The sequence below is a fragment of the Paraburkholderia sp. JPY419 genome (assembly GCF_050435705.1).
Lineage (GTDB): Bacteria > Pseudomonadota > Gammaproteobacteria > Burkholderiales > Burkholderiaceae > Paraburkholderia > Paraburkholderia youngii.
The window spans coordinates 79,907-103,761 of record NZ_JBNDKV010000004.1; the positions used below are offsets into that span (position 1 = coordinate 79,907).

The following is a 23,855-nucleotide window of genomic DNA, read 5'->3' on the forward strand; positions in this document are numbered from 1 at the left end:
CACCCGTGCCCTTTCGTACGGTACGTGCGCTCCAATATCATTAAAATTAAAATGCAAAACAAACAAGTTCAACAATACAACGGCTATGCCGTCCAATCCTCGGCGCATCGTTTGCCCGACGGTAACTTCTCATCCAACCTGTTGCTCGAACGCCTCGATAACGCGCGAGCCGAAGGCCGCTACTGGTTCTATTCACTCGACTACTTCACGAGTGAAGAGCAGGCGTTGCAGTACTCCAGCCAATGGGCACGCAATTGGGTCGACACCCGCGGTTAAGGGCGACTCCACAGTTCGAAACATCCAGCGCATTCGAAGCGCCCGGGCGGTTGCAACCAAAGGCGCTCATAGATGCCAATGAACGCAGTTTTCCGGTAAGGGCTACGAGTGACTGGATCACGCGGCGACTGACAGGTCTGTGTCGACATTATCCAATCGCCTTCGGGCGCAGGTCGGGCCAGAAACGGTCATTGGACTTCAGCCCTCAAACTCTCGACAATCCTTGGTCAGGAAGCTTCAATAGTGCGTCATCACCGCTGTTTTATTGAGATTGGCGCGACTCGGAAGAGGTTAAAGTAAGGGGCGGCGAGCCGTCCTGCACTTGTCTGATGCGCACTACCGCGCGTTGACAAATGCCGCCGAACAGATCGCAGAAGTCTGAAACGAGACTGAATGGTCTCGTTTTGGTGCTATTCAACTTCGCAGGCAATCGTTGGGGAGAACGCTTTGAAACTGTTCATTACGGGTGGTACGGGCTACATCGGGCAAGCGGTCGCGCGCAGGGCAATCGGCCGCGGCCATCAGGTGACGGCGCTGGTGCGCCAGGACAGGTCGGCGGCAGCCAGCGCGCTGGCACGTCTCGGCGTGAAACTGCATTCCGGCGACCTGCGTGAGCCACAGTCTTTCGCTGTGGTTGCCAGTGCAGCTGACGGCGTGGTGCACGCCGCGTCGACCAACGATGCGTCCGCCGCTGCTGCTGATAAGGCCGCAGTTGTAGCGATGCTTTCGCATTTGCGTCCGGGCGCGGCGTTTGTCTATACGTCGGGCACCTGGGTCTACGGCAATACGGCGGGAGAGTCCGCGACTGAAGCATCAGCGCTGAACCCGGCACCACTCGTCGCCTGGCGGCCCGCAGTGGAGCAACATGTGCGGGCGCTAGCAGCGAGCCATTCGATTGCCGCGGTGATTCTCCGGCCGGGTCCGCTTTACTTTGCGGATTCAACCGGTCGACGCAACACAATCGAAGTTGCGTAAGCAGCGGGAGTGTTGCAGATGAAGTACAGACCCCGGACCTCTTGAAGAAAGAATGTATCTTAGCGGGATCTCCTGCTCAGAATGCGGCACTCACCGGACAGTCGTACCTATCGCAACAGTGTTAGCGCCGCCGCCTCGCCTTGCCGATCACAGTCGCTGCACCGTGAGACTTTCCATCACGTAAGGCGCGAACCGGAAGTCGCGGATCGCGATGATACGGTCGTCGTCGGTCCAATCCAGCAGGATGACATATGCCACGCCCGCGTCGGCCACTACCGGATCGGTAGCAAGCAGCACCGGGCGATGCTCGGCCCAGCCCAATGACAGCGAACAGCCGGTCGACTCCGCATACCGCGTGAAGTAGACCGAGACGTCTTTGCGGCCCGCCAGACGCGCTCGACTCACGAGGTCGAGACGGACTTCTTCGGCGAGCAGATCGCGTAACGCGTCGAAGTCGCGAGCGTTGAAACGCTCGGCGTAAGCGCGCAGCCGCTCGAGGTCGGCTTCGGCGAGGCGCGGTAGCGCGGCGTCGGATACGCCGACCAGTTCCCTGAGCCGACCGCGCCCCCGGTGCAGCGCGGCCTTGACTGATGGAACGCTGACACTCAGGATCGCTGCCGTTTCCGTCAGCGAATAGCCAAGTACATCCGCAAGCACCACGCAAGAGCGCTGAACGACGGACAGATGCAGAAACATCGCGAGACTCGCGGTCGCCGCCACTCTCGCATCGGCCTGGGCGCCGTGGTCCGTCAGATTCGCCAGCGCCTCGTCGGACTCCTGGTGGCCTTGTCGCTTGCGGCGGCGCAGTGCATCCAGCGCCGCGTGATGAGCAATGGCCAGCAACCAGCTTTCCGGGTGCAAAATCTCGCCCGCTGCCGAACAGGCCGCGACCGCATTGGACAGCGTCTCCTGAACGACGTCTTCTCCATCGAAAGCCGAGCCCATCATGCGCGTGCAATACCGATGCAGACGCGGGCGCATCGCCGCCATCAGTTGAGTGAGTTCATTCGCATCCAAAGCCGAATCCTCCGGTTGATCCTGCACCCCGATATCGAATAGACGTTCCCGCTCACCCAAAGGATGCGGTCCAGAAAAATTTTTTTCGCGCGCATCCTTTAGCTTTTCGCCGTCGTCTTTACGGTTATCGGACCACACCGGCGCCGATAACCGTGAAAGGAAGAAATCATGCAACGACTGACACTGGTGCGCTACACCATCAAACCCGAACTAACCGCGGAAAACGAAGCGCTGTCGCGGGCTGTGTTCGATAGCCTCCGGAATGCGGCGCCCGAACACACCGCCTATGCGCTGTTCAGAAACGGCCGTGAATTCATTCACCTCTTCGTGAATCTCGCCGCTGACGATTCGGCAGCCGTCACCGAGCTTCCTGCCTTCAAGGCATACCAGAAAGGTCTCACGGAACGCCTGGAAGCGCCCGTCGAAGTCTTGCGATTGGGCGTCGACTTACTGGACTCGTACGGTTTGCCAGACGATTCGGCGGCACGTTGAATCGGAGGATGCGCTTCGGATATTGCGGCGCTGGTCAACATCATTGGCGCCGCCGACGTACACCAGGCCCGAGGCGTCGCAACGGGATGGTTTGCCCGATAGCCTGGAGATCCGCTATTTCGCCGGATTTCCCTGCTGATGGTTGACGGTGCCCGTCCAAGCCTGCTGGCCACCGAACGGATCGAGTCCCCGGCTACCAGTGAGCGTGAAATCTCCTCGCGCTCGGCCCCGCGTTGGCGCAGCGCATGGAACTGCCGGAAGAGAAGGTTCGCGGCATGTTGAAGGTCGCGAGGCAACCCGTATCATTCGAGACGCCAGTGGGTGAGGATGCCGACGCGACACTTGGCGATATGATCGAAGATCCGATGGCGGCATCGCCCGCAGATGCGGCCGTGCAGGCGAACCTGCGCGTCGCAATCGATGAGGCGCTCGATGCATTGTCGCCGCGTGAAGCGAAGGTGTTGCGGATGCGTTTCGGGATCGATACATCGACTGACTATACGCTCGAGGAACTTGGCAAACAGTTCGACCTGACGCGCGAACGCATCCGGCAGATCGAAAGCAAGGCAATGCGAAAACTGATGCACCCGAGTCGTGCCGCCAGGCTTCGGCCATTTCTCGACCAATAACGCGCCGACCCACGCATAAGCGGGTTGCGCTGTTTCACGGACGGCAGGCGCGCCCGATCGTCGACCGCATAGGCCGTTGTGGAGCACACCGGGCCCGGACGGCTCAATGCGCTTCACGCCTCATCGGACAGCGGATCGTCGTACGCTACCGCCGACTCACAGCAGGACTGCCTGCTGCAGAAGTTCCAGAGCCTTCAATTCGTCCAGTCGGCCCGTGCGTGCCTTACCTGCCAGCGTCTTGATCAACGCTTCCGCGATTGGCGCGATACCTGCAAGGTTGTCCAGGCTGGTGACGGAAGCGGGGAGCGACACGGGGTTTGGCTGCGGGATTGCAGCGGCTGGAAGCAATTCAGCGGTGGGCCGTGTGACCACCGGCAGCTTGCCATCACTGCCTTCAGAGGAGCGACCGGCGGCCTCGGCGGAGGCACCGCTTATGTGATCTTGCTGGCTGACGACGATTGCCTCTGTCGCTTCCCCGACATCCGCTGAAGCAGGCGAGGCGCTTTCTGGCTCAACCGGGACGCCCGTCCGCGCGCGCCGCGTGTGCACCTTCGAATTTACGGGTCTTCCTGACGCATCGTCGTTCGCGGTGGCCGCAATCGGCTCGAGTTGATCCGCGGACGCACGTCCGCGCGAAGCAGGAGTGAGCAGCCGTGACACCGACTCGGGAATCTCCGCTTCCGAGCGCGGCGAGTCCAACCAGCCAGTCGGCAAACCAAGTCGCTCCGTGAAACGGTTCGCCTCGACATCGTCCATGCGCTTCTTGCCATATAGCCGATGTGCCATGTTTGACTTGGTCATGGATAGGACTACACCAAGTCGCGCTTTGGATCCGTTGCGACCCGTAAGGACGTGGAGGTTCTGCCGTCGAATGTTTTCGACCGTAGCGCTGTCGTCCAACGCCAGCGGGTGCTGCCGGGTCCCTTCAGAAGAGGCCCTGGACTTCGAAGATGAATCTTTTCCTGGCGCGTGGGCGCCAGTCGGTCTGGCCATCTGGCTTCGACTCTTTTTGACGGTCACCGGCGACCCGCCCGTTGCTTTCTTTGGCATTTCCGTTTCCTCGGACAGGTTATCTTCCAGCATGGGTTGTTGGCCGCCGTTCGGGGCGGTAGCCGGTACGGGCGTTTCAGATTCAACCTCGGGCTCGTCGTCTGATTTGACAAAGTCGAGCGGTGACTTCAGACGGGCGATGGTTTCGGGCGCGAGCGCAGGATGGGGCTGGTCAAAGAAACCGTGCGGAAGCCCAAGCGTGGTTTCCATATGAAAAGCGGTCTCGGGCGTGAATCTTTCGCCCTTCATCAGTTCGGCCACTCGCGTCATGTTCGAGTCGAGTCCGAGCGCGATATTCTCTGCGCCCACGGCATCGACGAGAAACTGAAATGATCGTGTTTTGAAAATCGACGCAGTCTGAGTGGAGTCTCGAGGCGGTCCCTTCACGTACGGTTGTCTCTGCCTGTTGGGCGGTGACTTTTTCATGTGACGAGGTTGGCGTTGGCCGCTGTCCCGAGGTCCCGCATGTCGTCCGCGGGGTTGACTCATAAAATGGGGCTCCGTGCGATCATTGATGTTCTGGCTCGTGAATTATAGACGAGGGTACATTTCGGACATCCGATGCGTTAGCCTGTCCATCTAGCGAGAAATACCCCCACGCGGCGCACGAATGATGAAGAGCCCGAATCTATCATTGGCCGCGGCTTGTCATGCGACGCCAATATTGTGTTCGCGGATGTGACTGATGCCGGCTACCCCTCCGTTTCTGCTCGACGCACGCCAGAATATTTTCGTGCGAAACAGCTCGAGCACCGGTCGGCGGGAATGGTCTTTGCGGCGGGCTAGGCTGCATCATTTTCGCGCCGGTCCTTTGCGACCGGTACCTGCAGATCGTCCCAATCGAGGAGACAGTTATGGCGAGCGAAACGCTTCTGGTACTTCCGGGTAATGGAGGCGAGACCGAACGGGCTGCGGTGGGCAGTGCCGAGGGTCGCGCGGCAGTTAATCTTTTTGTCGATGTGGCGGAAAGGTTGTTCGAATTGAACCGCACGGCAGTAAAGACTTCAATTGACGAACAATTTGCGGTCACATCGAAGGCGCTTGAAGAAAGGTCGCCGCTGGGCGCGTGGCGGCTGCAGGCGAGCTATGTCCTTGCCGGGTCGGCGAAAGCGGCTGCCTACTGGCGCCATGCGAGCGAAATCCTGCTGGACTCGTTTGCGGATGTCGTGAATGACACCGAGCAACGCGTGAACCGGGGCTTCCTCGTGATGACAGGTGTGCTCGAAGATGCGACCGTTGGGTTCGGGTCCTCGATTCTCATGGGAGACCAGGGGCCCGCGACGCACAGCATGCAGGAAACGGCGCAGATTATCTCGCAACCCGAGGACGAAACTCCTGCGCGGCGGCGCGGCAGGGCAGATGGATAGGGCGCGTCAAAGTAGTGCGGGTCCGACGCGGAGCAGTACGCGCGGCCACCCTCGCTTGGCGGGGGAAGTCGGATCAGACGAAAGAGCGGCGCGGGCGCACGCCGCTGCCGGCGTGCGCGAATCTCATTTGTGCCTTTACATGTGCATCGGTACGTCGCGTCGAGAGCCGAACGCATCGGCCGCTCTAACGGAAACCTAGACGATGAACCTCAAACCTGTCGAGCAGAAACCATCGTGATCAGCGGTGCGACTGCCTTCAACACCGCGAATAATTCCTTTTGCCCCGCCGACAGGAAACGCCAGACCAATCGCCAGTTGGAGGGTAATGGTCGCAAGATTGGTTGGCAGGCCTGTTCGGGAAAGGAACATGGCAACCCGCGCCTCCGTTCCATGCCATCCCTGGAGCGGTTGTTCCGATGCACGAAAAGTCACCCCCATGTATACGATGTAGACGCCAACCAGTGCAAGGCTAAACAACGCCCGGACGTACCAAGTTGGTGTAGCACAAACATGGCGGCGCATCTCGGCCGCGATGATGGCGGACACCATCATCACGAACGACAGCTCCATCACCGGCAGATACACTTTCCAGTGGGATTCAGGTTGACGGAGACCCGCGTTAGCGTCACCGAACTCACATTTTCGGACGTCATCGGCCCTTGGGAAATGCCCGAAGCGGTCGTTCAGTATAGCGGCTGCATGTCGGTTGCGTCGGCAAACTCTGTATGCCCCTTACCCCGCGTTTTCGCCCGGTACATTGCGCTATCCGCGGCACGCATCAATGTTTGGGCGTCGAGAGAGCTGCCTCCGGTGCCTTCCGTCAGCAGCATGCACACTCCAATGCTGGCCGAAACGGCAGTCGGATGTCCGCCAGCGGTTCGCACGTTGCTCAGGAGGACGTGAATACTATCGGCAATTCTGAGCGCGCCTTCCTGGTCGTATACGTGGTGTGCAAGGACTACGAATTCATCTCCGCCCAATCGTGCGAGCGTGTCACCGCGGCGCATCCGGCTTACCAGGGCCATGGCAAAACTCCGCAGCAGTTCGTCACCTACCGCATGTCCGTATGCGTCGTTCACTTCTTTGAAACCGTCCAGGTCTATCAGGAACAAGGCAGTCTGACCAACTTCGGTACGTCGACCGGTCAGCGTTCGCCCAATCACCTGCTCAAGCCGGAGGCGATTGCTTAGCCCCGTCAGGGGGTCAGTCGCAGCCCGCTTTTCGAGTCGATACACCAGCACCGCCAGGTAGAGGGATATTGCTGCAACGCTAAACGTCAAACCCAGTCCGGCCTCGATGTTTGTCCGCCACCACGGTTGCCAATACATCAGGCTTACGAATCCAGCGAGCGCCACCGCACATGACAGCGCCAGCATTCGTCGGCCGTAACGGCAGCCGGCACCCACCAGTAACCAAAAAACCACCCAGAGTAGCGGAAGCGCGGCCCTGCCGCCAATTGCCAGAGCTGTCGTCACCGTTGCCTGGTCGACAACCGTGGTGAGAGTTAATCTGAGGTGTGAGCGCGCTGGTCCGACCTTCGTGGCGGCGTACGTCACGATACCGAACACCACGTAAATCGCGACCGTCACCATCGTTGAGTAGGCGACTGTCCAATGACGAATCAAGGTGAAAGCGAGGTACGCGAGCAGAACCACAGTTCCAAAAACCATGCGCAATATCGCTTGTTCCTTCTCGGGGTTCGTCGGAAACACACGCAACATCGCTTGCTCGCGCCAAGAATGAAGATCCGCCTCGGCCATCACAACCACCCCGCGAGAGTCCAATAACTGCCGTCTCGGCAAAACTTCGTATTTGTTCACTTGGGGTCTCCACGACTGAGACCCGCCGTTGGACTCTATCTTAAGATAATTTATGCAATCGCCGTGAATGTTCTACATACGAAATATTTGTGGCCGTAGGAGTGTGCTGACAAGAAAAGATGTACGCCCGCGTCGCTGCTGCAGGACAACATCCCAAAGACCGCTTCCGTCCGGAAAGCTGCCGGACAGCCTACGCTTTCGACTCGGCCAAAGCGGTCGTTGGTCCCTCAAAGTATCAGCGGCCGGTATGGGGTCCTCAGCTGACGACGGTATCGGCCGGTCCGGGCGAGCGGCAGCTTCAGTTGACGTCGAGCGGCTGTGCACGACCTCTGGGCCGCCGTTAGAGTGACCCTCTCGGAAGGGACCGTTGTCAGAGGCTCAACCGACGTTCGCTCATGGTCTTTTCGCTGACCGGCAACCGGGCGTCACGTTGAGCCCCGACTGATTCTCAGCGCGGGCGTCCGTTCCGCACCGCATCCTTTTGTATCCCACCGTATCTACTCCGATCACGGATACGCCCGCTTACACACAGCCGACTTTCTGACATCAGCGGGATACGCTCATCCGCTCAAATACGCCATCGCTGTCCCAGAGCTTCGGAAGTCACATCTGTCCAACTGCCATGACACAGCCCAGCGATTCCAAGCTAAGTTATTCGAACTTTCTCTACTTGGGGATCCACTAGTGAGAACGCAAATGAACATGCTGATCAAAACGCTTGCCGCAGTTACGGCTGGTGCCGTGCTCGCAACGAACGCCTTCGCCCAGAGCACCGGGGAGGTCGGGATCGCTTCACCGTACGTCGCCATCAAAAACGAGCCCCAGCCCAAACTGATCGTGGATCCTACGCCGCTTCCGGCAGGGCTGGCCCACGGGATCGTCTGGATCCAATATCGGGTGGAGAACGTGCATATCGTTCCAGTGTTCGGGGCAGCCGCGCTTACCGTGTCTCCACGAATCGGGCATCTGCACGTACACATCGACGATTTACCTTGGGGTTGGGTAGAAGCGAATGATGTCAATACAATCAGCGTCGCGGGTCTGCCACCCGGCCAACACAAGATGCTCGTGGAGTTGGTCGACGCTCAACATCACGTATTCGCTGATTGCACGGAGTGCCGGCAGACGGTGACGTTCACGGTCCCCGAGGGCATGCCTCATTCGCACTGAAGGGCTGTCAAGACCCTCTTCGCTGGTTCCTCGCGAATGACGTCCAACGCATCGTGAATTATGAGCGTTCTACCCGATGACTGAGTGTTCTTCTTTGACATGGGACGGCCGGTCACAAGGCAGAGCGCGCGCCCGAATGTCGAACCGTCAACGTATGCGGGCGGCCGTTTGTGGCCGCTTTGCACTCGCTGGACCATGACGCTGTCCAGCGGCCATCCGCGCGAAAGTTTCGCGCAATCAGGAACACATCGCCGCCGCGCGAGCTGATCTGGCCGAGATTGATCACTGCTGCGTTCGATCTGCCCGACAGCGCGAGCGCTCCGACACTTGCGTGCCGGAGCGCTTCGCATTTACGCGCGCAAGGACCTTAACCCCGTGCGCACTTCGTTCGCGAAAATCGTCGGTTCTTCCCACGCCGCAAAGTGCCCGCCCGTTTCGGGCTTGTTGAAGTAAATCCGGTTGTGATATGCCTTTTCGGTCCAACTCTTCGGCGCCTGGTAGTTCTCTCCCGGAAACGCGCTCACAGCGGCGGGCACATTGACGTCTGCCGCGAGGAAGAAGTTCGCGTGCGATTCCCAATAGAAGCGAGCCGCCGAAACCCCCGTATTGGTGAGCCAATAGAGTGTGATGTCGTCGAGCACGTCGTCACGGGTTAGCGCGCCTGCGGAATGACCGTTGACGGGATGACCGAGCACCGCAGCGCTCAACGCCGCAGCGGGCTGGCCGTAACCATCGCCATGATCGAGCAGCCACGATGCCAGCGCGACCGGCGAGTCGGCGAGTCCGTACAGCGTCTGTGGGCGTGTGCCCATTTCGAATGCGTAGCCGCGCTTCTTCTTGAAGTTGGCGCTCAACTGTTCATACGCGTGCTGCTCCTCGTCCGATAAGCCGGCAGGCATCGCGTCGCCCGCGGCCAGCGACTTCAGAACCTCTGCGGGAACGGAAGCAGGAAAGTTCACGTGAATCCCCATCAGTTCGGGCGGCGCCTGTTTAGCCATGATGTTCGTCACAATGCCGCCGAGATCGCCGCCCTGGGATGCAAAACGCTGATATCCGAGCCGCTTCATCAACGTGACCCACGCGCGGGCGGTGCGCTCCGGACCCCAGCCCGTTGTGGTTGGTCTCGCTGAAAAACCATAACCGGGCAATGATGGAATCACGAGATGAAAGGCGTCCGAAGCCGGCGCGCCATACGCAGTCGGATTGACGAGCGGATCGATGATCTTGAACTGTTCGATCACCGAGCCGGGCCAGCCGTGCGTCACGATCAATGGCATCGCGTTGTCGTGCTTCGATCGCACATGGATGAAATGGATATCGAGTCCATCGATCTCGGTGACAAACTGCGGATACGAATTCAGCCGCGCCTCGCATTTGCGCCAGTCATAGCCGGTCGCCCAGTATTGCGCGAGCCCCTGAATGGTGGCGAGCTGAATACCCTGCGATTCGTCGGACACCGTCTCGCGATCCGGCCAGCGCGTGGCCGTGATGCGACGCCGCATGTCGACGAGCTGCGAGTCGGGAACATGAACGTGGAGCGGACGAATTGCGGACCTGTCGCCGTTCGCGGGTTCCACGATTTTGCCGACTTCCGGGTTCGTATCTGCGAATGCGAGGCGGCTCAGCGAGCCTGCGGCGAGCGCCGCGGCGGCCACACCGACGAAGTGTCGACGCGATGCGGATTGTGGGGTGTCTTTTGACATGGAATCGATCTCCTGCCTTGATCAGCGTGTTACGAGTGAAGTCTGCGACGTACAGCTTCACGAAGTCATGCGTGCCCGTGGGTTTGCGTCCCGGCGCCCGGTTCGCGATCGCGTATTTGACCGGATGAACGTATCCCGTTTGTGTCCCGGGAGCTGGATGTGTGTAAGCGCGCGTATCCAGTCTGTTTGCAGATACTCTCGGGTACAAAACGGAGATGGGGGGCGAGAGAGGGAAGGGAGTGACCACTGGGATGGCGTAACGTCGTGACGTCTCAGTCGCTTTTGCTGTCCGGCTCGGCTTCGATGTTCTTCACGCCACGCGAAGACCTCATTCGATATTCACTCGGAGACAATCCGGTCTTGCGCTTGAACAATTGTCGAAATGTGCTGATATCGCCATAACCGACACGTTGGCTTACGGCCTCGAGTCCAATTGGGCGCGTTTCCAGCAGGCGTTTCGCGACCTCGATGCGCAGGTTTTGCAAATACGTCAACGGTGCCAGCCCGACGGCTTCCTTGAAACGGCGATTGAGCGTGCGTTCGCTGACAGCAAGCGATGCCGCCAGATCGCTCAACCGGAATCCCTGCTGCAGTGTAGCCTCCATCTGCTGCTGGGCGCGCGCGACGAGCGTGTCGGTATGCCCATGTTCGTCGAGAAGCGTTGCGAAGGAAGCCTGCGACGTCCGGTTCATGTCGATCAACAGCGCCTTCGCGGTCATCGTAGCGAGTTCTTCGCCGGCGAATGTTTCGACGAGCCGCACCGCGAGATTCAGATACGAGGTCACGGAGCCTCCCGAGATGATGCCGTCTTGCGCGATCAGCAGTTCGTTTGCGCGAACTTCGACGCGCGGATAGCGGCGCGCAAAGTCCGACGCTCTCGCCCAGTGCGTCGTTGCGGCGCGGCCATCCAGCAGGCCGGCCTCGGCGAGCAGGTAATTCGCCGTGCAATAAGCCGCCAGGACAGCGCCTGCCTTGCGTTGGCGCCGCAGCGCGGAAGACAGTTCGTTCAACTGCTCGCGGCGCCCGATGAACTCGTCAATGTTCGTGAAAAACGGTGCCGTCAGCAAAACGGCGTCCGCCCGTTTGCGCGGGTCGATCTTGCCGTCGACGTGAATGGTCTGACCCGACGCAGACCTGACGGGATGACCGTCGAGCGATTCCACGCGCCATACGAACATGGGTGCGGACGTCGTGCCAGCTGCAGTCCTGCGCGCATGGAACTGATTAGCGGCGCTGAAGACGTCAACAGGCCCCGCGACGCCGGACGCGAGGATTCCGTCATAGACCCAGATGCGGACGATAGCCATACGCGTGTCCGAAATTCCACGAATAATGGCGATGCTGCCACTTTGGGGCGAACCGGTAAACTCCGATCATGGCCACATTCCATGAACTGAACGCAGGAGCAGCGCCATGCCAATGATCGATGCACTGTGGCCCGAGGATGCCTTGACGTCCGAAGCCGAAGCGCGCCTCGTCAGGGAACTGACCGACATCCTGATCAGGGCCGAAGGGTACGATCCCGCCAGTCAGATCGCACCGCGTGTCACTGTGTTCCATCTTCATCGGCCTGCTGCGATCTACGTCGGCGGTGAACGCACGAACACGATCCGCTACCGGATCATCCCGTCCGTACCCGAGGGGCAATACACCGACGAATCGCGTCGCTGGCTCGTCAGACAGGTCACGGAAGCGGTGGCACGCGCGGAGAACAGGCCGTTCGATGACGTCGCGCCGCGCGTCTGGGTCTTCCCAACCGAGATACCCGATGGCGCTTGGGGTACGGGCGGCGCGATCTGGATGCTGCCCGATATTCATGCGCTGCTGGCGGGCGAGTCGGAGCGCGGCGCAGGCGTTGCACGGCTTGCGCGACGCCGCCTCGAAAAAGCGCGCATCACGCTCGAAGCAGCGCTCGAGGCCACCAGCGCAGGCATCGCGCGCAAATCGTAACGGGAGTTCCGGCATGAAATTCAACGACACAGCCCCCGTAATGGCGCCCGCAGGCGGTCCGCCTCTCTGGCTGACGAACCTCACTGAAAACGCGACGCTCGAGGCCTCCGTGCTGAAGCGTCCGATCGAAGGACGGGCCGATATTCTCTCCGTCATCAAACACGCGGTCTCGCTCTACGAATTCCAACAGCACAGCTACAAGGGCGCGATTGGCGATGGTTTGTATATGGAGTCCTATCGCTCGCAGATCCAGGGCATGCCGATCGAGACGGTGGTCGTCGCGCACATGAACGAGCACGGCGAGACGGAGTCCGTGGTCATCAGTCATCGCCCGCTCAACGCGGTGCTGCTGTTTTCGAAACTGATGTGGGAGCGCGTCGATGAGCGCTTCCGTGATCGCTACCTGAGCGGACCGGAAGCAGCGGCACTCAATACGGTATCGGGCCCGGCCTCACGCGAGGACGGTTGCACCGGAGCGACTTCTCGATGACAGATGCTCCTGATGGCGTACGCGAACGCTATCGCACGACCGGTGTGATCGAACGGCTGAAACCGCACTCACCGACGGTGTTCGAGGCCGTGCGATGAAACGGCTTCTTCTTAACTTGACACAGGCACTGTGCTGATCGCTTCTGCTGGAGTTTCCATGGCCCACACCACTCCGATGCCAGCCACGCCGACCACGAAGATATTGGCGATTGGTACTTTTCCGCCGGGCACGGACATGCAGCATGTCCAAGACATTCTTCCGTCCGAAGCCCGCGAGACGGCGCAACTCTACCTCGAGGGCAAGATTGATCAGTGGTATTCACTGCAGGACCGGGCTGGGGTGGCGTTCATTTTGAACGTTACCGACGTGAGTCAAGCACATGAAATGCTCGAGGCACTTCCATTGGGGAAAGCGCATTTGATGACATTCTCGATGCTCCCAATGGGTCCACTGAAGCCGTTGGGCAAGCTTTTGAATCCGCCTTCGCCCCAGTAGAAAGCGCTGGAGCGTACCGGGCTGCTGCGCCGCCGCTTTGGGGCGTCCCAAGGAATTCCGAAGCAACGAAGCGCATTCAGCTGACGCAATTTCGCACTAAACGAGAGTGACGATCATGTTCAAACTAGTAACGAAGGCGACGGTCTTCCCCATAGTAGCTGTGGGCGATTCCGCATGCCAGATAGTGCCGGCATCATCCTCGTCGGCGCCGAAAGTTGAAGTCGGCGAGTTGCAGATCGATCCTGACATCAAGCTGCGTCATATGATCTATCGGCCCGCGCAATCCAGGGGTACGGTACTGTTCCTGCACGGTTTCCCGGAGACGATGTATGCGTGGAAGCCGATCGCCGAATCCCTGTCGAGCGACTACGAGGTGCATGCTTTTGACTGGCCTGGCTACGGGCAGTCTTCGCGTCCAGCCGCTGATCGCTTCGGGTACGCGCCGAAGGATTATGCGCGTGTGCTGGCTGACTATATCCGCACGTCCGGCATCGACAGTTCGAAGCTCGTGATTTATGCGACCGATATCGGGGCCCTGCCTGCGCTGCTGGCGGCATTGGAGCAACCGGATATCGCAAGGGAGATCATCGTTGGCGACTTTGCCCCGTTCAACCGCCCACAGTACATGTACGAAAGCCTGCAGGGCTTGAAGTCAAAGCCTTCGTCCGACGTCGTGCGTGCCGCGATGAACAGGAACCGTGACGAAATCCTGGCAAACACATTCTTCCGCGGCATGTCGGCAGAGGAGCGCTACGCGTTGCCTCAGGAGTTCAGGGACGATATGGCGAAAGGCTGGGGCGGTGATGTCACTTCGGCAGATGCCTTCTTTCATTACTACTCTCACTTCACCCGCGACCAGGACTACTTCGAAGCCAATATGGCAACCCTGAAGATCCCCGTGAAGGTGGTGTGGGGTGAGCAGGATATCTATATCAGGAAGGAAATGGGCGTCGAGTACGCCGACCGTAGCGGTCTGAAGCTTTTGGTCCTCCCTGGACTCGGCCATTTTCCGCATCTGCAAGCGCCTGAACAGACGGTGAACGAAGTTCGGGCTGCGTTCAGCGCGGGCGGCAATCCTGTCAGTGACTAGCGCGAATGCGCGGGTGATGCACACGCGGTTTCTGATACCGCGATGGCCTCGTTTGCCGTGCTTTCGGTCGCGGAATCCGAAAAGATGATCCAGACCGCGTTCCGCGAAGTGTCCGACATGCCCGCTGACGTCCGGGCTTTTTCACGCTCGATCGGAAAGCGCGCTGCCCGCGCTTGAGCCTCTTCATAGACAACGAAAGATTGAAGCCACCGAAAGCGGCATATGCCAGGCCTTGAATCCCTCAGCGAAGGCATGGACGAGCGCATTGCGCGCGCAGTGGATGAGCCTGACACCGGGTTTGTTGCTGCTAGAAACGGCTTGCGCTTTGGCCCTGCGTTGGCGTGATCACCACGCCCGAGCGAGCGTGAAGGGTGAAGCCTCGCCGATTTCGCGCCCGCGCATCCCTGTCACCTCACCGACGGCGCAAATGTTCGTCCCGTTCGAATAGTTCCACGAGCCAGTCGATGAAGACGCGCACTTTCGCGCTCAGATAACGGTTGGGTGCGTAGATCACATGCACGGGGATAATTGGTTGCCGCCAATCCACGAGGAGCGGCACGAGTCTGCCTGCGACGATCGCGTCGCGCACCGAGTAGGTCGGCGCCTGGATGACGCCGAGACTGGCGAGCCCAGCCGCGAGATAGGCATTCGTATCGTTGACGACGAGCCGATGACTCAAGTCGAGTCCCTCTTTCCGGTCGTCATACAAAAATGGGAACGACGGCGGGTAGCCTGCGCTGGACGGAATCATGCCGATCGTCGGCAGATCGCGTAACTCGTCCGGTGATGTCGGAGCGCCGTGCGCGTCGAGCAGCGCGGGCGTCGCGCATGTAGTGAAACCGAAACTGCCGATCTGCCGGGCGACCATGAACTGCTCGTCGACCGTGCCGGCGCGGATTGCACAGTCGAAGCCTTCGGCGATCAGATCGGCGCGTTCATTGCCCACTTCGAGTTCGATTCCGATCTCGGGATAGGTGCGGTAAAAGTCGTCGAGAGCCGGGATCACCACGAGCGCGCCGATTGCAGTCGCGGCCTCGACACGCAGTCGGCCCGACGGTTTCATCCGCGCATGCGTGGTCGACGATTCGATATCCGCGAGTTCCGCAAGCAGGCGCACGACGCGCTCGTAGTAGATCGCGCCTTCCGGGGTGACCGTGACCGAGCGCGTCGTCCGGTGCAGCAGACGGACCTTCAGTTCTTCTTCCAGCTTCTGGATGAGCCGCGTCAGCGACGCATTCGGCATGTCGAGTGTTTCCGCTGCCTTCGTGAACGTGCCGGCTTCCACCACACGGACGAAGGCGTTCATCGCTGCGATGCGGTCCATGATCGGCGTCTCCGTTATATGGGGAAGACGCCATTAGACCGCAAATCGCGTGCCCCGCTGCTATTGACCGGTGAAGTCCATGACCGGCCTCGGACGTCCGGCCTTCAGCGCCTCGACGGCGGAACGGATGCCGCGCTGTGCGTCGTCGGATTCGAACAAGGGCATCGCGATGTCGAACATCGCTTCGTCAGCGGCCGCGACGCCGCCCACCGCCCACGCGCGCAGCAGCGCCTTGTGCGCGGCATAGGCGCGCGTGGGGCCGTGTGCGAGCTTGCGCGCGAAATCGGCTGCAGCCTTCAGCAGATTGGCGTCGGCAACGACGCGATTGACGATGCCAAAGCGTTCCATCGTCGCGGCCGGGACTTTCTCCGATGTCAGCGCCCACTCGGATGCACGCGATCGCCCCGCGCGCTCCGCGACCCGATAGATGCCGCCGAGCACGGTGACGATGCCGAGTGTCTGTTCGGGATGGCCGAACGTCGCGGATTCGGCCGCGAGGATCACGTCCGCGCGCAGCGCGAGTTCGAAGCCGCCGCCGAAGCACAGTCCTTGCACAGCGGCGACGACCGGCACCGGAAGACGCTCGAAGCGGTTAAACACGGACATGTAGTGGTCGAAGCGCGCACGCAGCTCGCGCGCGTTCGCATCGGGCCACGTCATGATGTCGCCGCCGAACGAGAAGTTTTCGCCTTCGCTGCGCACGAGCAGAGCGCGCGCGTCGCTGCGCTCGATCGTGGTGACTGCTGCGGCCAGCTCGTCGATCATCTGGTCGTCGATGCGATTTTGAGGAGGGCGATCGATGACGATCGTCGCGAGGCCTTCGTCGAAATTGACAGTCATGTGAGCCATGGAGAGATCCTTTGTCGTGAGGATGGACGTTAGGCGAGGTGTTGTTTGAACCACTCGACAGCGGCTTCGCTGGAAAGGCGGAACTGCGACAGATACGGGTCGAAGTGTCCTCCTTCGATCGTCACGAGCCGCTTGGGCTGCAGCGCGCGTTCGTAGGCTGCGAGTTCGAGGTCGGTCAACGTGATCGCGTCGCGCGTCGCGACCACCATCAACAGCGGGGTTGGCGAAACGCGCGCGATCCATTGGCCCGGCTCGTACATTCGTGCGGCACGCGTCGAGCGAGCCGTGACGTTGTTTTCCCAGGCCCCATCCGGCAGCGGCTGCAAATAGAATTCGAGCGCGTCTTTCGCTCGATACGACGCGGCAACCGCGGGATCGCTACTGACGACCGCCTGACGCCGCGGCGGCTCGCCGCGCAGTTGCGCGCGATCGTCATCGGCAAACGCTTCTTCGAGGGCAGCGACATTCTCCGGCGCAATGCGGCGCAGCCCCTGTTCGTAGCCGCTGATCGTCGGTACTTGCGCGACGACGCAGCGCAGGCGACGCTCGGTCGCGCCGAGCAAGATCGCGTGACCGCCCGCGTAGCTCGTGCCCCACAGGCCGATCCGCTTCGGATCGACGACGTCAAGAGTTTCGAGGAAGCTGATCGCGCGCCGCCAGTCCGCGATCTGACGCCACGGATCGATGTCGTGACGGGGCGTGCCTTCGCTCGCGCCGAAGCCGCGATGATCGTGCAGCAGCACGACGAAACCGGCTTCCGCGAAAGCCCGCGCGAACGGTTCGAGTCCGTGTTCCTTCACACCCGCGTAGCCATGTGCCATCGTGATCGCGGGGCGGCGTCCGTCGCCAGCGGGAACGAACAGCCAGCCGCGCAGCTTGACGCCGCCGTCCACTTCGAATTCAACGTCGGTACGTTTCACCATTTCAATCTCCGGGGAATGTGACTCTGCGCGCGGATTACGCGCTGCGATAAAAGAGACTCGCGTCGACCACGCCTTGCAAACGATGGCCGAGTTCGGCCGAGAATCTGAGCGCACCGCCGAGCGGACGATGATGGATCGCCACGTGCACGATCTTGCCTTGCGGATTCTTCGTCAGGACGGTAATGCCACGCATCTGTTCGCCGCCGAAGGCCTGCACTTCCCATTCGAGGTAATCGCGCAGCCCGCTGTGTGCTTCGTGCGTGAAAGTGAGCGCCTCATAGATCCGGCTCGCGGTGGTCATGACGGTCTTGACCTGATCGATGCCGACGGCTGGCTTCGCGAGCACGCTCGCTTCGAGCATCACATCGGGCGAAAACGTCTCGGCGAACGCATCGGCGGATTTCTGCCCGAACGCGCGGGTCCATCCTTGCGGTGACACCGGCACGTCCGGAGCGTTCAGCACCGCGACGTTGCGCTCGATGTTCGCGAGAAAAGATCCGACGGCATGCGCGATCGCGGCGGGTTGCTCGACGTGCGGCCAGTGGCCGGCGCGCTCGATCGATGCGACGTGCGGGGCCCTGAATCGTGGCGTTACGCCGACCGAGACCAATTCGGCCGTGGCGAAGGTGTCTCCATCGCCACGAATGATCAGCACCGGGCCGAGGTATCGCGAAGGGTTCGCACCCATGGGATGGCCCTCGTTCCAGAGGTCGGCGAAAGTGCCTGCTGCGTTTGCATCGACACGGTCGCCCAGTTGCCCAAGCCGCTCGAGTCGAGCGTCGTCCAGATTCACCGACACGTGGCGACGTAACTCGCGTTGCGCCGCCGGATCGCCGCCAAGCGCATGAAACCCGCGCATCGCTTCGGCCGGCAGACGGGTGCCGCGCAACGGCACCGGCGTCAGAAGCACGAGGCCTCGAACCTGCTCGTTTAGCCGTACCGCGACGAGCTCGGCGATCTGCGCTCCCATGCTATGACCGATCAGCACCACCGGCCGCGACAGCGCGCGGATCTGCGTCGTGATGTCCGCGGCGAAACGATCGAGACTGTATGGGCCGGGGTCGGCGGCGCGCGCCCCCATTCCCGGCAAATCGACGCACAGTGCGCCGGATGCGCGCTCGCCGAGATGCCGCGCGAGGTCGTCCCAGACTGCGGCGCCGTCGAGGAATCCGTGGATAAACACGAGCAAGGGCCGGCTCGGATGAGTGGGATTCATGGATGTTCCCTGTCAGGCTGGTGGAATTGAAAATCAGCGTGTCGCGCCGGATGCGGACCAGTTCGCCGCGTCGATCGGCGAGTAACCGTCCGCGAAGTCATCGAGCCGGCCGATGCGGCGGTCCTGGAGCCGCGCGAGCACCTGCGGGTCGAGCGGCGTCGTGAACGCGCTTTGCACGACCGTGTATTCGGCGGCAAGGCGACCGACGGCTTGCAGTGCGGCGGTGTCGATGCGGCCGCGATCGAGGTAAAGGTCGTCGCGGATCTGAAAGCGCAGCACTTCGCCGAACACAACGTGGTCGTGCTGGTCGCCGATCGGGATGATCCGATCGACCTTGCATTCGAGCGCGATGGGCGCGGCCTTCACGCGCGGCGGCCGGACCATCAGCGATGCCGCCTTTTCCAGGCCAACTGCTTCGAACTCGTCGACGTCGGACGGGAATTCGAAAGCGCTGCGGTGCATCGCATCCGCGAGTTCGAGATTGACGATGTTGACGACGAACTCGCCAGTGTCGCGAATGTTGACGAATGTGTCCTTCAGCGTGATGCCGTCCGAGCGCGGTTGCATCGAGATCGAGATCATCGGCGGCTTGCGGCCGACCGCGGTGAAGAACGATATTGGCGCGAGGTTCGCGACGCCGTCTTTCGAAAGCGTGCTGACCCACGCAATGGCGCGCGGCAGAATCGAGCCGATCAACAGCTTGTAGTTCGCGGCGGCGTCCTGGGTGGAGGGATCGACGATCATGATGGAGGTCCTTGCGAAGTGACGGGCAATCGGCGTTACGCAGGCCGGCGTGCGACGATCAGTTTTGCGGTCATGTCCTGCACGATCTGGCCGTGCTGATTGATCGTTTTCGATCGCAGCGCGACGGTTCCGCGATCGGTGCGTGAGCGCGAAGGGATCAGTTCCACCACTTCGCTTTCCACGTGCAGGATGTCGCCGGGGCGCGTCGGCGTCTTCCATTCGACTTCGCAGCCGGCTCCGAGTACGCCGTTGATCAGCTTCGGGCCCTCGCTGACGAGCAGACGCATCGTGATCGCCGCGGTATGCCAGCCACTCGCTGCGAGTCCGCCGAACATGGTGCCGCGGGCGGCTTCCTCGTCGAGATGGAATGGCTGCGGATCGAACTCCGCGGCGAACCGCTTGATAGCGGCCGCGCTGACTTCGTACGTGCCGGTGATGGAGGTGTCGCCGACCTTGAGGTCGTCGAAATAAAGCGCCTGCCGATTCATGAGCGTCTCCTCTTGAGCCAGGGATGCGGGAGACCGGCTGGTAGCGTTGGTATCCCGTGTGTCGTGCAGCTACTGTAGGGAAGGGCTCGGCGAGGAGTAAGAGGGTGCCGCTGAATGGATTATTTCAGGCGGATCAATAATCGAACGTGTTGCGGGCGGCCCGGGTGGCCGCGAGGTTAGCCGCTCGAGTGCATGTTCGCGCGCTGCATCCCGAGGTGCGTGAACATGCACGTTTCGAAGCTAGTAGCGAGCCACTTCGACTATCGCGTCCGCAAACGCCTGCGGTGCCTCCTGGGGCAAGTTGTGACCAATGCCGCCCCCGATAGTACGTTGCGCGTATCTGCCGACGAATTTCCCCGCATACGACGCGGGCTCCGGATGAGCGGCGCCGTTCGCATCGCCTTCCAGCGCGATCGTCGGCACGCTAATGACAGCTGCCGCTGCGAGGCGCTTCTCCAGCGCGTCGTATTGACGCTCGCCACTCGACAAACCCAAACGCCAACGGTAATTGTCGATCACGACAGCAACATGGTCCGGATTCTCGAACGCGGCCGCCGAGCGCGCGAACGTCGCATCGTCGAAGGACCATTTCGGCGACGCGAGTTGCCAGATCAGCTTCGCAAAGTCATTGCGGTTCGCTTCATAGCCCTGCCTGCCGCGCTCGGTGGCGAAATAGAACTGATACCACCACGAAAGCTCCGCCTTCGGCGGCAATGGCTTGCTCCCGACCCTCTGGCTGCCGATCAGATACCCGCTCACCGACACCAACGCCTGGCACCGTTGCGGCCACAGTGCGGCGACGATATTTGCCGTGCGCGCTCCCCAGTCGAAACCCCCGAGAATCGCTCGCCGGATCTTTAGCGCATCCATCAGCGCGATGACGTCGACGGCGAGTACCGATTGCTGACCATTGCGAATCGTCGCGGGTGAAAGAAAGCGCGTCGTGCCGTAACCGCGCAAATGTGGAACGATCACCCGATAGCCCGCCGATGCGATGCGCAGCGAAGTGTCGGCAAAGCTGTGGATGTCGTATGGCCAGCCATGAAGCAGGATCACCACGGGACCATCGGCGGGTCCCACTTCGGCGTAGCCAATGTTCAGCACGCCGGCGTCGATCTGCTTGATCGTCGCGAACGATGTGGGTCGCGGCGCACCGCTACTGTTTTTATCTCCTGCAAGCGACGGGGCATTTGCCCAGCCGTTCAATCCGAGGTTGAGCGCGCCGACGCCGATGGCGGCGCTCCCGAGAAGGCGTCGACGACGCCTGTTGATTTCATCCGACATCACGAAGCTCCTTCGAACGTTACGCGGTGCGACGCAGCGATCAGCGCAGCGACCTGAAGGCAGCGCGAATTTCTTCGGAGAAAAGTTGCGGCTGTTCCCATGCCGCGAAGTGGCCGCCCTTGTTCACTTCGTTGAAGTAGATGAGGTTGTGATAGCTGCGCTCGGTCCAGCTGCGGGGCGCCTGATAAATCTCGCCGGGAAACACGGTCACGGCGGCTGGGATCGAGATGTTCACACTATTGAAGTTGTTCGCGTTGTTGGTCCAGTAAAGCTGCGCCGCCGACGTGGAGGTATTGGTCAGCCAGTACAGCGTGATGTCGTCGAGCATCTCGTCTTTGCTCAACGACCGTTCCGGATCGCCGCCGCTGTAAGTCCAGTCCGCGAATTTGTCGTACATCCATGCGGCCTGTCCGACCGGGGAGTCCGCGAGCGCATAGCCGATCGTCTGTGGACGTGTGACCATCATCGCCGCATAGCCGCCGCCGCGCGTGTACAGATTGTTCAGCGACTGATAGGCGGCTTTCTCCTTGTCCGACAGTCCACGCGGCGGCGGATCGCCTGCCTTCAGCCGCTTTGCGATCCCGGGCGGCACGGTCGCCGGCATGTTGACGTGAATGCCGAGCAGGCCCGGCGGCTGTTGCGCGGCCATCTTGTCGGCGATCACCGAGCCCCAGTCGCCGCCCTGTGCGACGTAGTGCTGATAGCCGAGGCGCCGCATCAGTTCTTCCCATGCTCGCGCGATGTGATCTGGCGTCCAGTCCGCCGTCGACGGCTTACCCGAAAATCCGTATCCGGGCATCGATGGCAGAACCAGATCGAACGAATCTTCCGCACGTCCTCCGTACGCTACCGGGTCAGTCAACGGTCCGATCACCTTCAGCTCCTCGAACACGGAGCCGGGCCAGCCATGCGTCATGATCAGCGGTAACGCACCGGGATTTTTCGAGCGCACCCAGATGAAGTGAATATCGACGCCATCGATCGTCGTGACGTACTGCGGCAGCGCGTTCAGCTTCGCTTCGGCGTTGCGCCAGTCGTAATCGGTGCCCCAATACTGCACGAGCGCCTGCAGCTTCGCGAGCTGCGCGCCCTGCGACCGGTCCGTCACCGTCTCCGGTTGCGGCCAGCGTGTCTGCGCGATGCGTTTCTTCAGGTCGGCTAGTTGCGCGTCGGAAAAGTGCGCGGTGAACGGGCGGATGGCCGTGTCGTCCGCCGACGCAGTCGACGTCGCGGGCGTCTCGGCCGCAAGCGCGGTAGCCGGCGTATTGGCGATGGCGGGGACCGCGATCAGCGCGGTGACAAGTACGGATTTGAGGCCTTTCATGAGGAGTTCTCCTGACCTGCGATAGGGAAACGGTGACTAGAATGGGAACTGAAAGAGTCGGTCGACCGCTGGTGCGAAAGGATCGTTGAGTACCGCTTATTTGCGTTCAATCAAATCCGTGCATCCATAGCGCATTTATATGAGCGGCCGCCGATATCGCAAAGGACGTAGAAACTACGGTTTCAGGACACCATTCGAAGGAACCGCCGTGCCGTCAGTCGCGTTCGTTGTGTTCGATGGGTTTCACGCCATGTCGCTCGCCGCGCAGCCGGTGTTTTCGTTTGCCAATCAGAAATTCGGTGAATCGTTCTACGAAATCGTCACGCTGTCGGAACGTGGCGAGCCAGTCAGACCGATCGGTGGCCCCACGGTGATGACCGAACCCTTCGGAGAGCGAGCGTTCGACACGGTCCTGTTCACGGGCGGCGATCCCGGCGCGGCGCGGCCGTCCCCGGGGCTGCTCGCCTATGCGCGCCACAGCGCGCTGACGGCCCGGCGGGTCGCCGCGATTTGCACGGGTGCCTTCGTGCTGGCGGAAGCGGGTCTGCTCGACGGCAAGCGCGCCACCACGCACTGGGTCTATGCGTCCGCGCTGCGCACGCGTTTTCCGCGCATTCGCGTGGAGGAAGACCGGATTTTCGCGGTCGACGGTTCGGTCTGGACGTCGGCGGGCATGACAGCGGGGATCGATCTCGGGCTGGCGTTAGTTGAGGCCGACCTGGGCGTGGACGTTGCGAGATCGGTCGCGCAAACGCTCGTCGTCTCTCATCGGCGCGCCGGTGGTCAGTCCCAGCATTCAGCGTTGCTGGAGCTTGATGCGAAGTCCGACCGCATTCAGTCCGCGCTGACCTACGCGCGGAAGAATCTCGCGCAACCGCTGCTGGTGGAGCAACTGGCTGAAGTGGCGCGTCTCAGCCCGCGTCAGTTCAGCCGCGCGTTCCGGGCGGAGACGGGGCAATCGCCCGCCAAGGCCGTGGAGAGACTGCGTCTCGAAGCGGCGCGCCTCATGCTGGAACGAAGCCGCCATACGGTCGAACAGATCGCGCAACAGACGGGATTCGCCGACCCGCGCCGCATGCGCGATGCGTTCACTCGGGCGTTCGGCCAACCGCCACAGGCGATACGTCGCAACGCGCGCTCGGCCGCGCTAGGGTGAGGCGCACAGCGTCGCACCGTCTA

At 61.3% G+C, this 23,855-nt stretch carries 24 protein-coding genes and 2 pseudogenes; 11 read left to right on the forward strand and 15 right to left on the reverse strand.

Annotated elements, in window-relative coordinates; all coding sequences use genetic code 11:
* Window positions 1-51 precede the first annotated feature (51 nt).
* The gene (locus QFZ91_RS28840; protein WP_176123685.1) at window positions 52-276 is read left to right on the forward strand and encodes a hypothetical protein; all 225 of its coding nucleotides are present in this window, start codon (window positions 52-54) and stop codon (window positions 274-276) included.
* 447 nt (window positions 277-723) lie between these two features.
* Window positions 724-1,251 carry an NAD-dependent epimerase/dehydratase family protein gene (locus QFZ91_RS28845; protein WP_429569218.1) on the forward strand — a complete coding sequence of 176 codons (528 nt, stop codon included), beginning with the start codon at window positions 724-726 and terminating at the stop codon, window positions 1,249-1,251.
* A gap of 147 nt (window positions 1,252-1,398) precedes the next feature.
* Here QFZ91_RS28845 and QFZ91_RS28850 read toward each other — a convergent pair whose 3' ends face one another.
* On the reverse strand, window positions 1,399-2,268 hold the full coding sequence (locus tag QFZ91_RS28850; RefSeq protein WP_041735964.1) for a sigma-70 family RNA polymerase sigma factor: 870 nt from the start codon (window positions 2,266-2,268) through the stop codon (window positions 1,399-1,401).
* Between the two features lie 168 nt (window positions 2,269-2,436).
* Between QFZ91_RS28850 and QFZ91_RS28855 the strand changes: the two genes are divergently transcribed.
* The gene (locus QFZ91_RS28855) at window positions 2,437-2,760 is read left to right on the forward strand and encodes a hypothetical protein (protein ID WP_429569219.1); all 324 of its coding nucleotides are present in this window, start codon (window positions 2,437-2,439) and stop codon (window positions 2,758-2,760) included.
* A gap of 92 nt (window positions 2,761-2,852) precedes the next feature.
* Here QFZ91_RS28855 and QFZ91_RS28860 read toward each other — a convergent pair.
* Window positions 2,853-2,987, reverse strand: a pseudogene (locus QFZ91_RS28860) (helix-turn-helix domain-containing protein); the annotation flags it as partial.
* 6 nt (window positions 2,988-2,993) lie between these two features.
* On the opposite strand from QFZ91_RS28860, the pseudogene QFZ91_RS28865 reads away from it, so the two are divergent.
* A pseudogene (locus tag QFZ91_RS28865) lies at window positions 2,994-3,389 on the forward strand (sigma-70 family RNA polymerase sigma factor); the annotation flags it as partial.
* Between the two features lie 156 nt (window positions 3,390-3,545).
* Here the strand turns inward: QFZ91_RS28865 and QFZ91_RS28870 are convergent.
* On the reverse strand, window positions 3,546-4,928 hold the full coding sequence (locus QFZ91_RS28870) for a hypothetical protein (RefSeq protein ID WP_429569220.1): 1,383 nt from the start codon (window positions 4,926-4,928) through the stop codon (window positions 3,546-3,548).
* Between the two features lie 365 nt (window positions 4,929-5,293).
* Between QFZ91_RS28870 and phaP the strand changes: the two genes are divergently transcribed.
* Complete coding sequence (gene phaP / locus QFZ91_RS28875; RefSeq protein WP_429569221.1) at window positions 5,294-5,806, forward strand: TIGR01841 family phasin; 513 nt, start codon at window positions 5,294-5,296, stop codon at window positions 5,804-5,806.
* Between the two features lie 195 nt (window positions 5,807-6,001).
* On the opposite strand, the gene QFZ91_RS28880 is transcribed toward phaP, so the two are convergent.
* Both QFZ91_RS28880 and QFZ91_RS28885 read right to left on the reverse strand, forming a co-directional pair.
* Window positions 6,002-6,391 (reverse strand): hypothetical protein, encoded by a 390-nt coding sequence (locus QFZ91_RS28880; RefSeq protein ID WP_429569222.1) that lies wholly within the window; start codon window positions 6,389-6,391, stop codon window positions 6,002-6,004.
* 98 nt (window positions 6,392-6,489) lie between these two features.
* Complete coding sequence (locus tag QFZ91_RS28885) at window positions 6,490-7,626, reverse strand: diguanylate cyclase domain-containing protein (RefSeq protein WP_429569223.1); 1,137 nt, start codon at window positions 7,624-7,626, stop codon at window positions 6,490-6,492.
* Between the two features lie 696 nt (window positions 7,627-8,322).
* Here QFZ91_RS28885 and QFZ91_RS28890 point away from each other — a divergent pair.
* Window positions 8,323-8,796: a DUF6130 family protein gene (locus QFZ91_RS28890; RefSeq protein WP_429569224.1), complete on the forward strand. Its 474-nt coding sequence runs from the start codon at window positions 8,323-8,325 to the stop codon at window positions 8,794-8,796.
* 350 nt (window positions 8,797-9,146) lie between these two features.
* On the opposite strand, the gene QFZ91_RS28895 is transcribed toward QFZ91_RS28890, so the two are convergent.
* Together QFZ91_RS28895 and QFZ91_RS28900 are read right to left on the reverse strand one after the other, a co-directional pair.
* On the reverse strand, window positions 9,147-10,499 hold the full coding sequence (locus QFZ91_RS28895) for an alpha/beta fold hydrolase (protein WP_429569225.1): 1,353 nt from the start codon (window positions 10,497-10,499) through the stop codon (window positions 9,147-9,149).
* A gap of 272 nt (window positions 10,500-10,771) precedes the next feature.
* Window positions 10,772-11,806 (reverse strand): GlxA family transcriptional regulator, encoded by a 1,035-nt coding sequence (locus QFZ91_RS28900; protein WP_429569226.1) that lies wholly within the window; start codon window positions 11,804-11,806, stop codon window positions 10,772-10,774.
* Between the two features lie 106 nt (window positions 11,807-11,912).
* On the opposite strand from QFZ91_RS28900, the gene QFZ91_RS28905 reads away from it, so the two are divergent.
* From QFZ91_RS28905 to QFZ91_RS28920, 4 genes are all read left to right on the forward strand, one after another.
* The gene (locus QFZ91_RS28905; RefSeq protein WP_429569227.1) at window positions 11,913-12,449 is read left to right on the forward strand and encodes a Tautomerase enzyme; all 537 of its coding nucleotides are present in this window, start codon (window positions 11,913-11,915) and stop codon (window positions 12,447-12,449) included.
* Between the two features lie 13 nt (window positions 12,450-12,462).
* Window positions 12,463-12,939 carry a hypothetical protein gene (locus tag QFZ91_RS28910; protein WP_429565897.1) on the forward strand — a complete coding sequence of 159 codons (477 nt, stop codon included), beginning with the start codon at window positions 12,463-12,465 and terminating at the stop codon, window positions 12,937-12,939.
* A 156-nt stretch (window positions 12,940-13,095) separates the two neighbouring features.
* Complete coding sequence (locus tag QFZ91_RS28915; RefSeq protein ID WP_429569228.1) at window positions 13,096-13,434, forward strand: muconolactone Delta-isomerase family protein; 339 nt, start codon at window positions 13,096-13,098, stop codon at window positions 13,432-13,434.
* Window positions 13,435-13,549: 115 nt separating this feature from the next.
* Window positions 13,550-14,524 (forward strand): alpha/beta fold hydrolase, encoded by a 975-nt coding sequence (locus QFZ91_RS28920; RefSeq protein WP_429569229.1) that lies wholly within the window; start codon window positions 13,550-13,552, stop codon window positions 14,522-14,524.
* 412 nt (window positions 14,525-14,936) lie between these two features.
* Here the strand turns inward: QFZ91_RS28920 and QFZ91_RS28925 are convergent, their stop codons facing one another.
* The 8 genes from QFZ91_RS28925 to QFZ91_RS28960 form a co-directional block, all read right to left on the reverse strand.
* Window positions 14,937-15,848, reverse strand: coding sequence for a LysR family transcriptional regulator (locus QFZ91_RS28925; RefSeq protein WP_429569230.1), 912 nt, complete (start codon window positions 15,846-15,848; stop codon window positions 14,937-14,939).
* Between the two features lie 60 nt (window positions 15,849-15,908).
* Complete coding sequence (locus QFZ91_RS28930; RefSeq protein ID WP_429569231.1) at window positions 15,909-16,697, reverse strand: enoyl-CoA hydratase/isomerase family protein; 789 nt, start codon at window positions 16,695-16,697, stop codon at window positions 15,909-15,911.
* Window positions 16,698-16,726: 29 nt separating this feature from the next.
* Window positions 16,727-17,620 carry an alpha/beta hydrolase gene (locus tag QFZ91_RS28935; protein WP_429569232.1) on the reverse strand — a complete coding sequence of 298 codons (894 nt, stop codon included), beginning with the start codon at window positions 17,618-17,620 and terminating at the stop codon, window positions 16,727-16,729.
* 34 nt (window positions 17,621-17,654) lie between these two features.
* Window positions 17,655-18,836, reverse strand: coding sequence for an alpha/beta fold hydrolase (locus QFZ91_RS28940; protein WP_429569233.1), 1,182 nt, complete (start codon window positions 18,834-18,836; stop codon window positions 17,655-17,657).
* Between the two features lie 33 nt (window positions 18,837-18,869).
* Entirely contained in the window at window positions 18,870-19,580 is a 711-nt protein-coding gene (locus tag QFZ91_RS28945; protein WP_176385513.1) for a flavin reductase family protein, read from the reverse strand.
* Window positions 19,581-19,615: 35 nt separating this feature from the next.
* The gene (locus QFZ91_RS28950; RefSeq protein ID WP_176123973.1) at window positions 19,616-20,068 is read right to left on the reverse strand and encodes a MaoC family dehydratase; all 453 of its coding nucleotides are present in this window, start codon (window positions 20,066-20,068) and stop codon (window positions 19,616-19,618) included.
* Window positions 20,069-20,308: 240 nt separating this feature from the next.
* Window positions 20,309-21,352: an alpha/beta fold hydrolase gene (locus tag QFZ91_RS28955; RefSeq protein WP_429569234.1), complete on the reverse strand. Its 1,044-nt coding sequence runs from the start codon at window positions 21,350-21,352 to the stop codon at window positions 20,309-20,311.
* Between the two features lie 40 nt (window positions 21,353-21,392).
* Window positions 21,393-22,676 (reverse strand): epoxide hydrolase family protein, encoded by a 1,284-nt coding sequence (locus QFZ91_RS28960; protein ID WP_176385509.1) that lies wholly within the window; start codon window positions 22,674-22,676, stop codon window positions 21,393-21,395.
* Between the two features lie 208 nt (window positions 22,677-22,884).
* Between QFZ91_RS28960 and QFZ91_RS28965 the strand changes: the two genes are divergently transcribed.
* A complete protein-coding gene (locus QFZ91_RS28965; RefSeq protein WP_176385507.1) occupies window positions 22,885-23,832 on the forward strand; it encodes a GlxA family transcriptional regulator in 948 nt (315 codons plus the stop codon).
* Window positions 23,833-23,855: the final 23 nt, after the last annotated feature.